General features: G+C 52.3%; 9 protein-coding genes. 4 read left to right on the plus strand and 5 right to left on the minus strand.

Annotation, left to right across the window (positions count from 1 at the left end; all coding sequences use genetic code 11):
* Positions 1-27 precede the first annotated feature (27 nt).
* Genes J6J34_RS09235 through J6J34_RS09245 form a run of 3 tightly spaced genes read right to left on the minus strand, consistent with a single transcriptional unit; the run spans position 28 to position 4,215 of the window.
* A complete protein-coding gene (locus tag J6J34_RS09235; protein ID WP_301834592.1) occupies positions 28-1,218 on the minus strand; it encodes an E22 family MetX-like putative esterase in 1,191 nt (396 codons plus the stop codon).
* A 12-nt stretch (positions 1,219-1,230) separates the two neighbouring features.
* Positions 1,231-2,904, minus strand: a complete 1,674-nt coding sequence (locus J6J34_RS09240; RefSeq protein ID WP_301834591.1) for a long-chain fatty acid--CoA ligase — start codon at positions 2,902-2,904, stop codon at positions 1,231-1,233.
* A 15-nt stretch (positions 2,905-2,919) separates the two neighbouring features.
* Positions 2,920-4,215 carry a GntP family permease gene (locus J6J34_RS09245; protein WP_301774852.1) on the minus strand — a complete coding sequence of 432 codons (1,296 nt, stop codon included), beginning with the start codon at positions 4,213-4,215 and terminating at the stop codon, positions 2,920-2,922.
* Positions 4,216-4,430: 215 nt separating this feature from the next.
* On the opposite strand from J6J34_RS09245, the gene J6J34_RS09250 reads away from it, so the two are divergent.
* Complete coding sequence (locus tag J6J34_RS09250; protein WP_301834589.1) at positions 4,431-6,698, plus strand: TonB-dependent receptor; 2,268 nt, start codon at positions 4,431-4,433, stop codon at positions 6,696-6,698.
* A gap of 70 nt (positions 6,699-6,768) precedes the next feature.
* Positions 6,769-7,467, plus strand: a complete 699-nt coding sequence (locus J6J34_RS09255) for a response regulator (protein ID WP_301774850.1) — start codon at positions 6,769-6,771, stop codon at positions 7,465-7,467.
* On the opposite strand, the gene J6J34_RS09260 is transcribed toward J6J34_RS09255, so the two are convergent.
* Together J6J34_RS09260 and J6J34_RS09265 are read right to left on the minus strand one after the other, a co-directional pair.
* Positions 7,445-10,870 carry a hybrid sensor histidine kinase/response regulator gene (locus J6J34_RS09260; protein ID WP_301834588.1) on the minus strand — a complete coding sequence of 1,142 codons (3,426 nt, stop codon included), beginning with the start codon at positions 10,868-10,870 and terminating at the stop codon, positions 7,445-7,447. The two genes, J6J34_RS09255 and J6J34_RS09260, sit on opposite strands and share 23 nt — an antisense overlap.
* Positions 10,825-11,445 carry a trimeric intracellular cation channel family protein gene (locus tag J6J34_RS09265; RefSeq protein ID WP_301721625.1) on the minus strand — a complete coding sequence of 207 codons (621 nt, stop codon included), beginning with the start codon at positions 11,443-11,445 and terminating at the stop codon, positions 10,825-10,827. Before J6J34_RS09265 ends, J6J34_RS09260 begins: the two co-directional genes overlap by 46 nt.
* Before the next feature lie 219 nt (positions 11,446-11,664).
* Between J6J34_RS09265 and yajC the strand changes: the two genes are divergently transcribed.
* Entirely contained in the window at positions 11,665-12,000 is a 336-nt protein-coding gene (yajC, locus tag J6J34_RS09270; protein WP_301721485.1) for a preprotein translocase subunit YajC, read from the plus strand.
* A gap of 18 nt (positions 12,001-12,018) precedes the next feature.
* Positions 12,019-13,866, plus strand: coding sequence for a protein translocase subunit SecD (gene secD / locus J6J34_RS09275; RefSeq protein ID WP_301834585.1), 1,848 nt, complete (start codon positions 12,019-12,021; stop codon positions 13,864-13,866).
* The last annotated feature ends 5 nt before the right edge of the window (positions 13,867-13,871 follow it).

Consider the following 13,871-nt stretch of genomic DNA (forward strand, 5'->3'; position numbering starts at 1 on the left):
TTCCCCAGCGGGTGTGGCGCTGCACGCTTATTCTTCGATAAAAGCTTTCAGTGTTGCGGCTTTGCTAGGAATACTGAACAGACCGTCCAGGTGTCCCCATACACCCTCAATTTCCTCGTATTGCGGCGCTTTGCCCTGGCGTTCCAGCTCAGTGACCGCCTGTTTGGCGAGGTACGGCTGTAACAACAGGTCATTCGTCGCTGGCAAAAACAGGGTTTTCGCTTTCACTTTAGCAAGGCCGCTGGCCAGATCATTGTTGTGCCCTGCGACAAACAGCTGATTCGCCCGCACCAGGTAAAGCAGGTGATTACCATCCGCAAGGGGCGCCCGGGTGGCGCTGCTGGCAAACAGGTAGTCAAGCACAGGAGTACTGTTGGTGACGCTTTCCAGCGCGGCTTGCGGGAGAACTTCAGGCTTAGGTGCGCGTAAGTTCATGATGACCGGATGCATCGCTTGTTGAGTAATCATGGCCAGAGTGCTGGTGACGCCTGTTAAAGGAGCTTCACCATCGTAGTAATCACCATTGTTCCAGTTCGGGTCGTGGCGGATCGGGCGGGCCCAGTGCTCAAGTGCCATAATGGTCCAGGCATCCATGGCACCCGCACCGATCACTGAAACCATTCGCTCGACCATATCCGGATAAGCAATTGACCACTCCAGAGCCTGTAGCGAGCCCATGGAGGCGCCGACCACAGCATGCAGCTTAGTAATGCCCATACTTTGCAATAGCTCATACTGTACGTTGACAAAATCACGGATGGTCACCACCGGGAAATCCAGACCGTAGGGTTCGCCGGTAGCTGGATTAATCGAGGCTGGACCAGTGGTGATAACATTTGGGTCATGTGGAAAAGCATTGACCAGAGTGTCTGAGCTAATCACAAAATACTTATTGGTATCAATGGCTTTGCCGGGACCGATAATCGCGTCCCAGTAGCCCGGCAGCACGTCATCGGCCGCGTATTTACCTGCTGCGTGGCTATTACCAGAGAAGAAGTGCGTGATCAGAATTACATTGTCTTTGTCGGCATTGAGCTCGCCATAGCTTTCCCAGCCAACCGTCACTTCGGGAATGACTTCACCGCCTAAAGTGGTGTAGTCGGTAAAGGTGAAAGAGTTTTTCTCCACCAGCATCGGCTCGGTTTCGGTCTGCGCGTGGCATCCATAACTCAGCAGCAGTGTGAATAAGCTAACAATGAAAATCATAGTACGTTGCATAGCAGGCTCCCGTTATGCGTCAGATGATTGCTCAAGTAAGTAATTTTCATACTGCTTGCGCAATTCGTTTTTTACCAGTTTACCGGTGCCAGTATGCGGCAGTTCGGCAACAATCAAAATATCGTCAGGTGTCCACCATTTTGCGATTTTACCCTGTAGGAACTCATACAGCATGGCTTTATCAACGCTGGCGCCTTTATTCGGTACCACCAGTAGCAACGGTCGTTCATCCCATTTCGGATGTTTTACGCCAATGACGCAGCTTTCGTTTACCGCCGGATGCTGGCTACAGATGTTTTCAATATCAAGAGAGCTAATCCATTCGCCGCCGCTTTTGATGACATCCTTTTTACGATCCACAACCTTCATGTAGCCTTGCGGATCGATGACGGCGATGTCGCCAGTAGCTAACCAGCCGTCGGCGAAAGTTTCCGGGTCGTTGCGCTGATAATAACTATTCGCGATCCAGGGACCGCGCACGCGTAATTCGCCGCTGGTTTCGCCATCGTGTGGCAGTGCTTCACCGTCAGCATTAACGATTTCCATGTCGACACCAAAGCAAGCGCGTCCGGCAGTGGTCTGGATCCGATACCGCTGTGCTTTTGGTAATGCCATAAGACTCGGTTCAGGCGGAGCAGAACAGGCTAACGGGCCAGTCTCGGTCATCCCCCAGATAGGTTGCCAGTAGACGTCGTAATCCTCATCGAACGCTTTCACAAGGCCCAGTGGAGATGCAGCCCCGCCGACACAAACGCGTTCCAGCGATGGCACGCTGGACGTTGTCTCGTTGAGGTAATTATGCAGGGTTAACCAGATGGTGGGAACACCCAGTCCCACGGTGACGTTCTCCGTTGCTATCAGTTCGTACATCGCCGCGCCGCTCATACCCATACCAGGCAGCACCAGTTTACAGCCCGCCAATGGAGCAGCGTAGGGCGCGCCCCAGGCTCCCGCATGATACATAGCGACCATCGGCATCAGTACGGTGTTGGCGCGCAAATCCAGTAGCTCGGCGCTGACCGTTGCCTGCGCATGCAGGACCATGGCCCGCTGCGAGCTTAACACGCCCTTGGGGTTACCGGTTGTACCTGAGGTATAGCAGAGCAGTGCCGCGCTATCCTCATGCAGTGCAGGCCAGCTGAACTCGCCGGGTAAATCCTCGAGTAACGACTCGTACGCATAGAGTTGCGCCTGGCACTCGGCCAGCTCAGGTTGCTGGCAATCATCAGCCAGTACGATCACACCCTTGAGCTGAGGAACCTGATTGACCACTGCAGCGGCAAGCTCGGCAAAGCATGCATCAACGAACAGCCAGGTTGCGTTGGCGTCATTTAAAATCCATTCGATCTGGTCGGCAATCAGCCGTGGGTTGACCGTATGCAAAACTGCGCCAATGCCACTGACCGCATAATAGAGTTCCAGATGCCGATAGGTGTTCCAGGCGAGTGTAGCGACACGTTCGCCGGGCTTAACGCCAAACTTAGTTAAGCTGTGGGCAAGCTGACAGGTGCGCTGGTAACAGTCGGTATACGTGTAACGATGAATATCGCCCTCAATACGACGGCTCACAATTTCCTGAGTTGGATGGCGACGCACGCCATGGCGCAGCAAATCAATAATCAATAACTGGCTTGCTTGCATGGCGCCTGCAAGTTGCGGCGCCTGATGTTGTGTTGTTTCAAACATAATTACAGCCTTGGCTTAAAACAGGTTAAATAAAGCGATGGCAATGCTCAGGCCGATAAAGGGGACCACCACGGTGACTGCTGCGACCGGCCAGTAAGCGGCTTGGTGCGTTTCATTACAAATCGCGCGAATGGTCGTGACCACGTAGCCATTATGCGGCAGAGAATCCAGCGCCCCCGAGGAGATCGCGACAATACGGTGCAGCTGATCTGGATTGACGCCCTGATCCATGTAGTGCGGGCCAATTTCCGGCAATGCGATTGCCTGGCCGCCTGAGGCAGAACCGGTCAGGCCGGCAATCACGCTAACCGCGACGGCTGCGCCCACCAGCTCGTTACCGGGCAGGTTGGTCATAAAGGTCACTGCTTCAGCGAAGGCCGGGGTGACCTTAGCAATACTGCCAAAACCGACCACGGCTGAGGTGTTGCCGATAGCAATCAGCGCACCTGTGGAAGCCTCACCGACAGCCCGCGACATATTCTGGAAGTACTTAAAGTTAATAATAGCAATGGCCAGTACGCCGCCACTCAAAGCAATAATCAGCGCATTTTGCTTCAGATCTTCGTGGAATAAGAAACTTAACGACAGCACCACGATAAGTGGTATCAGCCCGCTAAACGGCGATGGCAGTTTGCGTTCAATCAGTTGTGGATCACTTTCGCGCTGTTGGAAGCTTTCACCGCGCGAAACTGCGGCTTTAATCATTTTGGTCAGCCACCAGTAGCCGATGATAAACATGATCACCGCGACCACAATGGACACTTCCCAGGCTGCGTAAGGTGAGGTCCCCAGATACTGAATCGGAATCCAGTTCTGGATTTCAGGTGAGCCTGCCGACGTCATAGTGAAGGTAACTGAGCCGAAAGCCAGTGCCGCGGGAATAAAGCGGCGGGGCAGGTCAGCATCTTTAAACAAAGACAAGGCCATTGGATAAACGGAAAACGCCACCACGAAGACACTGACGCCACCATAGGTAAGAATGGCGCAGGCCAGCACGACTGCCAGTACCGCTTGTTTTTTGCCCAGCTTGCCGATGATCCAGTGGGCTACACTGTCGGCGGCCCCGGTGTCTTCCATGAATTTACCAAAGAGTGAGCCGAGTAAGAACATGAAGAACCAGTTGGCAACAAAGCTGGCGAAACCGTCCATGTAAGCGTTAACGAAATTCACCTCACCCTGAAACAGAGGGACACCGCTGGTGAGGGCAACCACCACGGCGCACAAAGGCGCACTAATAAATAAGTTCATGCCGCGCAGCGTCAGTACAATGAGTAGTACTAAGCCGCCGACTAATCCAATCATGCTTAACATGCATTACCTCGTTGTAGTTATTATATCGGCTCGAGTTCACTATTCGGTGAGATGGCATCATCATGCGTGAGACCGTGTGAAAATTACATAGTACTAACGTACAGAATACAAACTCGAGACTTTGCGCTAGGGTAACTGTGCCATAACAAATAACGTGCCGTCACACGCACTTTTTATAACAAGACAACAATAACAGTAACCGGGAGAATGACATCATGAGTCAACCCAAGTTTCGTCACTCATTAGTAGCGCTGGCTATCGCATCCGTTGTGAGTTTGCCGGCATATGCGCAAGCGCAGGATGAGCAGGAAGAACAAGCAGCAGCAAACAGCAAATTAGAGCGTATTGAAGTTACCGCACGCCGCAAGACAGAGAGTCTGCAGAACGTGCCGGTCTCAGTCACTTCGTTTGGCGCTGGCGATCTTGAAGAACTTGGTGTCGAAGACATCACTGAACTTCAGCAACGGATTCCAAACGCCACCATTCAGGTCAGCCGCGGCACGAACTCCACCCTGACCGCTTACATTCGTGGTGTCGGTCAGCAGGATCCTTTATGGGGCTTCGAACCTGGTGTTGGTGTCTACATTGATGATGTCTACGTCGCTCGTCCCCAAGGCGCAGTGTTAGAGGTTTTTGATCTCGAGCGTATCGAAGTATTGCGTGGACCGCAGGGCACCTTGTACGGCAAAAATACCATTGGTGGTGCGCTGAAGTATGTGACCAAAGAGCTTACCGGCTACAACGAACTGTCGTTACAAGGCACCGTTGGCAGTTACAACCAGCGTGATATTAAAATCTCAGGCCAAACCGCCTTAGCAGACAATTTCTTCGTTGGTGGTGCAGTTGCTTCACTGCAACGTGATGGCTTCGGTGAATACGTGAACACCGGTGAAGAGAACTACAATAAAGATCTTTTAACCTACCGGTTATCGGCCAAATGGCTGGTCAGCGATACAGTCGATGTGAAGTTTTCTTACGATAAAACAGAAGATGAGTCGAACTCGAAAGGGGCCCATCGTCTGTTGACCAGTGGCGTTACCGGTCAGGAACCTTATGAAGATGTTTACGATTCAAATACCGCCATGCCAGTGGATAACCTGGTGGAAACTGAAGGCGCGTCTTTGGTTCTGAACTGGGATATTAACGCTGAGTGGGACTTTAAATCAGTTACCGCAAGCCGCGAAGGATATACCGATACCAACATCGACTTTAATGCAACCGGTGAACCTATCTTCATGGTTCCTGCGATCTACGAAGACGAGCAATTTACTCAGGAATTCCAGTTAAGCTACACCAACAACAACAACTTCGACTTCGTCGGTGGTGTTTACTACTACGACGGTGAAGCATGTGGTGTGTTTGGTACTGTCTTGCCAATGTACCTGGCAGCACTGGGTGGCGTTACCGTTGATAACGGCGGTTGTGTGCAGACGGAAAGTTTCGCTGTCTACGGACAGGGCGACTACCGCATGACCGACGACTTGACGCTAACCATTGGTGGTCGTTACACCAGCGATGAAAAAGAAGCCGATGTCTTCCGTTACACGTATCTGGGTGTGCACTACATCAACCGTGCTGGCTTAGATACGCCATACGATCCAAATGAAGTGATTGCTACCTTTGGCCAGCCGTTCAGCGTCAATTCGAACTTCAATTCGCAAGGCGACTGGAGTCGTTTCTCCCCGCACGTTGCGCTTAATTACGATGTGAACGACGATGTGATGGTTTATGCCAGCTACAGCAACGGCTTTAAGTCTGGCGGTGTTGATATGCGCGGTGATAAGTCGCTGAACCCCACCATTGATGAGCCTTACGATCCTGAGATTGTCGATACCTTCGAATTTGGTATGAAATCAGAGTTACTCGATGGCCGTATGCGCTTGAACAGCGCGGTATTCTACTCTGATTACCAGGATATGCAGGTTACTGTGCAACGTGTAGTTGAGTCGGGAATTTCGTCACAGGTCCTGAATGCCGGTGAATCGACGGTAAAAGGCTTTGAAGTTGAAACGGTATTTGCGGCAACGGATAGCTTAAACGTGACTGCTATGTTGGGTTACATCGACGCTGAGTTCGACTCTGTTGTTTATCAGGAGCCAGCAACGGGTGAAACCACCGATGTGACAGATGCCTGGTCGTTCCAGAATACGCCTGAACTGACCTACAACGTCGGCTTTAACCAGACTTTTGAAATGGAAGCCGGCCAAGTGGTCTGGTCTGCGAACTACGCGTTCCGTGACGATACGCAAATGTTTGAAGCTCCGTCACCACTGGATCAGGAGAGCTACGGCTTACTGAACACCAGTGTGGTCTGGTACTCGGCTAACGGTCAATGGAACGTTGGTTTACATGGCAAGAACCTGACTGACGAAGAATATCGTGTTGGTGGCTATAACTTCGGCCCAACCTTTGGCGATGACGCCGTTGTTGGTTACTACGGCGACCCTCGTACGTTCTCCCTGAGCGTGGGTTATAAGTTTTAACCCTGGTGAATTGGTGGTTGCCCGTATTTTATGCGGGTAACCACTGACTTTTTTCTGTGGACGCGCTAGCATGAGCACATCAGTTTCAAGCCAATCAGGTTCACACATGGCGCGCGCTATTATCGCAGATGACCATCCTCTTTTTCGTGCGGCGCTTCGTCAGGCTCTTACTGAAACTCTTGATACACCTATTCTGGAAGCTGCCTCGTTTGAACAGTTGAGCGAATTGATCCACAGCGAACCCCAAATTGAACTGATCTTACTCGACCTCACCATGCCCGGAAATCGCGGCCTAACCGGTCTCACCTCGTTGCGCAGCCGCTATCCGGATATTCTGGTAGTGATTGTTTCGGCTAACGAGCAAGTGGCGACCATTCGTCAGGCGATGGCTTTTGGTGCGAGTGCTTATATTCCCAAGTCAATGCCCTTAGCTGAGCTTCAGCAGGCGGTGCATGCAGTGCTGGCCGGGGATACCTGGTTGCCTGAGCATCTTCGCGATGCCGTTGAGGCAGAATTACCCACTGAGCATGTCGATTTTGCGCAGCGCCTGGAACAACTCACCCCACAACAATTTCGGGTGCTTGAGTGTCTCGCTGACGGTCTTCTGAATAAGCAGATTGCGTTTGAGCTCAATGTGCAGGAAACAACGATCAAGCAGCATGTTTCTGCGATTTTACGGAAGCTAAATGTGATCAACCGGACGCAAGCCGGAATCGTCTTCAAACAAATGCTGAACTCTCCGGATCTTAACGCCGCAACAGACGTTTGATTAACCTCTTCAGAGCTGCAATTTTGATCGGTTTTGAGGCAAACAGCGCGTGCTCAGCGATCACTTCTTCACGCACGGTCTCGTCCGGATCGGCGGAATTTATAATGGCCGGAAGTTTCTCCAGCGCGAAGTGTGCACGCACCGCTTTAAGGACTTCGATTCCGGTATCACTGTCATCCAGATGGTAATCAAAGACGGCAAGATCGGGCGGGGTTGCCTGCCAGGGCAGCTGTCCACGGTGAGTTGCTGTGGTTACCTTCGCGCCCCAGCTTTGGAAGAGCTGATCCATGGCCTGCAGTACGCTGGCGTCATTATCAAGTAGCCAAACGTGACATCCTTTTAAGAACTGCTCGGCATCTGTGCGGGTGGCAGGCTTGGCCTTTGCGAGCTGCGGCTGCCAGGTCACATCGTGGAAGGTCAAAGTGAAGGTCGTTCCCCGATCCACATGTGACTCCAGTGATAACGGAATGCCAAGCAGGCGACACATGCGATCGACAATGGCTAAGCCAAGGCCAATCCCCGGGTTGTCGCCGGTCTGATTCACCTGATGAAACTCGCGAAAGATCTTGTCACGCTGATCGCTGGGAATACCGCGGCCGGTATCCATGACTTTGAGTTGTGCAGTATTGCCGCGTCGGCGGACACCGATGAGCACCTTGCCGCTGTCGGTATAGCGCACCGCATTCGACAGTAAGTTCTGAACAATTCGGCCAATCATTTTGCGATCGGTCGTCAGTTGCAAACGGGAGGGGACGTAGTGCACCGCGACGGACTTTTCCGCAGCAATAATTTTCTGGTTGTCGACAATCGGCTGAATAATGTCATGGAGGGAGACAATCTGCTTATTCACTGGCAGATTTCCTGCCTCCAGCCGCGTCATCTCCAGCAACATGGTCAGTAATTCTTCCGCGTTATCGAGGGACTGTTGAATCTGTTGGGCGAGCTTCGACTCTTCACCCTTCAGGCGCTGGGTCAGCATGTCGCAAAATAGCGTGGCGGCGTTAAAGGGCTGCATCAGGTCGTGGCTGACGGCGGCAAAAAAGCGGGTTTTACTCTGGTGCGCACGCTCCTCCGCTTGTTTGGCATCAAGCAGCTGCGCGGTGCGATCGGCAACCCGTTGTTCCAGTTCTGCGTTGATCCGCTCTAACGCGCGTTGCGCCTGCACCAGCTCGGTAATATCGGTATAGGTGGTCACAAAGCCACCACCTGGCATAGGCGCGCCCTGTAACTCAATCACATGCTCGCCCTGCTGGCGCTGATAGCGGTAGGCACTGCCGAGCCGAAGGTAATTCAGGCGCTTTTCCACTTCGTCGCTGATGGCATTGCTATCTTCTGCCTGAATCAGTCCGCGCTCTGCGTTATAGCGCAGCAGATCGGCGACCGGCATACCTGCATGTAAAAAGCCCGGCGGATACTGAAAGACTTCGACGTACCTATGGTTCCAGGCCACCAGGCGCAGGTCCTGGTCGATCACGCTGATACCCTGCGGGATATTTTCTACTGAGGCCTGCAGCAACTCACGATTAAATTTATAGAGTTGTGATGCTTCAGTCGCCCAGGTGACGACTTGAGAAATGGGCACTGAGGGCTGCTGGGTGACGGTATCGAGTAAAATACGGCTGGCTGCACTTCCTATCACCGCTGATAATTCGCGCTCGACACGCGCGAGCAGCGAGCCGGGTACAAGTTCATCCGCGGGAGCGCTGGTCAAGTCATGTTTGACGCGCTCGTTGAGACGCTCCAGTTCAATGGAATCGAAAAAGCGTGCCAGCAACTGTCGTAAGCGCCCCCAGGAAATCGGTTGATGCTGATAAAGCTCGGGGTGGCCGCCAGTCGGATCGGTAAACAACCGATGTTGCTGTTGTTCGGTGACGTTGGCCTTGCTGAGCCAGGAGGTGAGCACATAAATCAACAGATTCAGACCAAGGCTCAGCAGCACCCCAGCGCTAAGCTCGCTGTCAGTCAGACCGCGGTTGAGCTGCACGGAAGGGAAAAACAGCAGCCACAGCCAAAGTATGGTACCTACGGCAATCCCTATACTCGCGCCTTTCTTATTACCGCGCTGCCAGACCAACCCGCCAAGCAGTGCCGGGGCCAGCTGTGCCAGCAGGGCCAGCGACAACAAACCAGCATTAACCAGTGGCAGACTGGTTTCAGTGAGTTTATGAAAACCGAAGGCCAAAACAATAATGCCGGCAATGGTCGTGCGCCGAATCCGCAGAATGCGTCGCGGAGTAAAGGTTACATTACGCAGTCGGCGTTTGGTGGCGCGCAGCCAGAAAGGCATCACCACATCGTTCGACATCATGATACTCAGCGCCAAAGTGGCGATAATGACCATACTGGTCGCGGATGCCAGACCACCGATAAAAGCGACGGTGGTGATCCACGGATTATCTGCTTGCAGCAGAATGGTGATCATAAAAGTGTCGGATTGCGCTGCCTCTGGCACCAGCAGCATGCCGGCCAGCGCAATGGGCAGAATAAACAGGTTGATGGCAAACAAGTACAGCGGAAATGCCCAGCGTGCTGTCCGCAGCTCTTCGGGGTCAGTGTTTTCGATGTAGATGACATGAAACTGTCGCGGCAGACAGAACATTGAAATAGCGCCCAGCAGGATATGGGTGACATAGACAAAGCCTCCTGATGGACGCCCTTGCAACAGGCTGCTGACTTCAGCTGACTGCGCCGCTTGCAAGAACACGTCAGCAACACCGTCAAAAAGACTGTAACTGACGTAGAGCCCCACTCCCATGAAGGCCAAGAGCTTCACCACGGATTCAAACGCAACCGCATCCATAAGTCCCGAGTGCTGTTCAGCCAGACTCATGCGGCGGGTGCCAAACAATATCGCGAACATCATCATGGCAAGTGCGACCAGCGCTGCGACGTCACCAAACCACGGTAAGGGTTGGTCTGCCAGCCCGGTGACTGCGGCAAAACTGCCTGTGACCGCACGCAGTTGCAATGAAATATAAGGTACAATTCCAACCAAAGCGATGACCGCAACAGCTAGCGCCAAAGTAGGAGATTTACCATACCTGTGGCTAATCACATCGGCGATAGAGGTCAGGTTTTGCTGTTTACACACATGTAGCAAGCGCAGTTGTATGCGATGGGCAAACAAAAACACCAGCATGGCACCAATATAGGTGGGCGCGACCGACCAGCCATAATAAGCCGACTGAGTTATGGTGCCATAGAAGGCCCAGGTGGTGCAGTGAATGCCTTGGGCCAATGCATAACGGTAGGGTTTGATTTGATTGGGCGGTTTACGCTCACCGCGATAAGCGATGCTGTAAAGAATGGCGATATAGGCGACGGCCAGTAAAATGGCAACACCGGTACTCAACATGGTTAACGATGCCCGTCGCCATGTTCCTGGAACACGGTCAGTGACCATTGCCAACGGATCGCACCGAGTCGTAGCAACAAGGTCACTAAACCGCCAACCAGGAGTGCGGTGAGCGCGGTATAGGGCGCGAGCAAGACATACACACTGGCACCGACGATGCAGGTGGTGGCGTAGAGCTCGCTTTTTAGCACCATGGGAATGTCCCGTGCGAGGACATCACGCAGCATGCCGCCAAAACAGGCTGTAATGGTTCCCATAACGACACAGACCACTGCCGGGTAATCGGCTTCAAGAGCTTTTTGTGCGCCCATCACGGTAAAAAAGGAAACCCCAAAAGCATCGGCGATGAGTAAGGTTTTCTGATGAATATAGTCACGCAGGCGCAACCATAAAATAGTACCGAAAGCGGCCACTAAAATGGTATAGATATAGGTTGGGTCATGGGCCCAGAAGACTGGCAAATCAAGGATTAAGTCGCGAACGGTGCCGCCACCTATAGCTGTGACCGAGGCGAGCACGACGACACCAAAGCCATCCATATTTTTACGGAATGCGAGTAAGGTGCCGGAGATTGCAAAAACAGCAACTCCGAGATGATCAAACCAGTAGAAGAATGTCTCTATAGCCATGGTAAACAGACGTTTTTTTCTTGTAATGGGGCCAGTTTGGCATGGATTGTTACAGAAGCCTAGCGATCTGTGTTGCAACATCTCTCCCCATTCACTGTTAAATTCGTTAGAATGCGGAACAATTTTCTAAAAAAAACCTGAGAGGGCTTGTTTGCAAGCAGAACAACCCCATCTCAATGCTATTCAAACTAACTCGATAAGACAGAGGGATTTATGGACTTTTTAATCGGTACGGCTCACGCACAAGACGGCGCAGCGCAACAAGGTGGCGGTATGGAATTGATTTTCATGCTGGTCATGTTCGGTTTGATTTTCTATTTCATGATTTACCGTCCGCAAGCAAAACGCGTCAAGCAACATAAAGAACTTATCGCTGGCATTAGCAAAGGCGACGAAGTACTGATGAACGGTGGCATGGTAGGTCGCATTACTAAAATCAGTGAAGATAAAGACTTTATGGTTATCGCACTCGCTGAGAGTGTGGAAGTGACTGTGCAGAAATCAGCGGTAACCGCGGTTCTGCCAAAAGGAACCATGAAATCTCTGTAATAGAGATAAGGATTTAACGTGTTAAACAAGTTTCCGCTCTGGAAAAACCTGATGGTGGTCGGCATTTTGCTGATCGCCGCAGTGTACGCTTTACCGAATCTCTATGGTGAAGACTTCGCGGTTCAGGTATCGGCAACGCGCACCACCAGCGTTGATACACAGGTCATGGGCCGTGTTGAAGATACGCTGGCTGAATTGGATATCATGCCCAAGTCGATTGTGATGGAAGACGACCAGCTGTTGATTCGACTGTCTTCGGATAGCGAGCAACTGCAGGCGCGCCAGGCAATTCTGAATGAATTAGGCACCAACTACGTGGTCGCACTAAATCTGGCCCCGGCAACACCGGATTGGCTGGCGGCGTTAGGCGCGACTCCGATGAAGCTTGGTCTGGATTTACGTGGCGGGGTGCATTTCCTGATGGAAGTGGACATGAACGAAGCCATGCGCAAAATCCTCGGGCAGATGCGCGATACGGTGCGGACTGAATTGCGCGATGAGCGGATTCGTTATACCGGCGTCGAGCGCAGCGGTAACAGCATTATCGTCACCCTGCGTACCGCTGAGGACTATCAGGCGGCAGAAAGCTATCTTGATGGTCTTTATGACGGTTACACCTTGTTGGAAGATGAAGCCGCGCGCAAACTGACGCTGCGGATGACCGACACCAAGGTGCAGGAAACCAAAGATTACGCGATTTCGCAAAACGTAACTATCTTGCGTAACCGTGTAAACGAACTGGGTGTGGCAGAACCTTTAGTGCAACGCCAGGGCGCCGACCGTATTGTGGTGCAACTACCTGGGGTGCAGGACACAGCACGGGCGAAAGAAATTCTGGGGGCCACAGCCACGTTGGAATTCCGTCTTGTTGATAACGAGAACAGTGTCCGTGAAGCCGAAATTGGTCGGGTACCTTTTGGCTCTGAGCTTTATCCGAACCGCAACGGCGGCAACGTGCTGCTGAAAGAAGATGTGATTCTTACCGGGGACCATATCGTCAACGCCAGCTCTGGTTTTGATGAGAATCAACGGCCGCAGGTGAATATCAGCCTCGATGGTACCGGTGGCGAAAAAATGTCACTGGCGACCCGTGATAATGTCGGCCAGCCTATGGCGACTTTGTTTATCGAGTTTAAAGCGACGGGTGAGCGTGATCAGGAAGACAACATCATCTTCGAGCGCAAAGAAGAAGTCATTAACGTGGCGACCATTCAGGCACGTCTGGGCAGCAGTTTCCGGATTACGGGTCTCGATTCAGTGCAAGAAGCACAAAACCTCGCGCTGTTGCTGCGTGCGGGCGCGCTGATTGCACCGATTCAAATTGTTGAAGAGCGTACCGTAGGGCCGAGTTTAGGCCAGGAAAATATCGACATGGGTATGCAGGCCATTATCTGGGGCTTTGTGCTGGTGTTGGCCTTTATGGTGATGTACTACAAGAAGTTTGGCATGGTTGCCAACCTCGCACTGGCCACCAATCTGGTCTTAATTGTCGGTGTGATGTCGATGATTCCGGGCGCCACCCTGACCTTGCCAGGTATGGCAGGTATCGTCCTGACAGTAGGTATGGCCGTGGATGCGAATGTGCTTATCTTCGAGCGAATACGCGAAGAGATCAAAGCTAAACGCAGCCCGCAACAGGCGATCCATCACGGTTATGACAGCGCATTATCAACCATTGCTGATGCTAACGTTACGACGTTGATAGCAGCGATTATCTTGTTTGCGATTGGAACGGGTCCGATTAAAGGATTCGCGGTCACACTCGCAATCGGTATTGTGACCTCAATGTTTACTTCGATTGTTGGTACCCGTGCGGTGGTGAATGCCATCTGGGGTGGCAAGCGCATTGAGAAGTTGTCGGTTTAGGAGGC

It is taken from the genome of Pseudidiomarina terrestris, from assembly GCF_030466405.1.
Lineage (GTDB): Bacteria > Pseudomonadota > Gammaproteobacteria > Enterobacterales > Alteromonadaceae > Pseudidiomarina > Pseudidiomarina terrestris.

Coding starts and splice junctions, on each gene's coding strand:
- J6J34_RS09235 (WP_301834592.1), bottom strand. CDS start 1,218: ATGCAACGTACTATGATTTTCATTGTTAGCTTATTCACACTGCTGCTG.
- J6J34_RS09240 (WP_301834591.1), bottom strand. CDS start 2,904: ATGTTTGAAACAACACAACATCAGGCGCCGCAACTTGCAGGCGCCATG.
- J6J34_RS09245 (WP_301774852.1), bottom strand. CDS start 4,215: ATGTTAAGCATGATTGGATTAGTCGGCGGCTTAGTACTACTCATTGTA.
- J6J34_RS09250 (WP_301834589.1), top strand. CDS start 4,431: ATGAGTCAACCCAAGTTTCGTCACTCATTAGTAGCGCTGGCTATCGCA.
- J6J34_RS09255 (WP_301774850.1), top strand. CDS start 6,769: ATGAGCACATCAGTTTCAAGCCAATCAGGTTCACACATGGCGCGCGCT.
- J6J34_RS09260 (WP_301834588.1), bottom strand. CDS start 10,870: ATGGTCACTGACCGTGTTCCAGGAACATGGCGACGGGCATCGTTAACC.
- yajC (WP_301721485.1), top strand. CDS start 11,665: ATGGACTTTTTAATCGGTACGGCTCACGCACAAGACGGCGCAGCGCAA.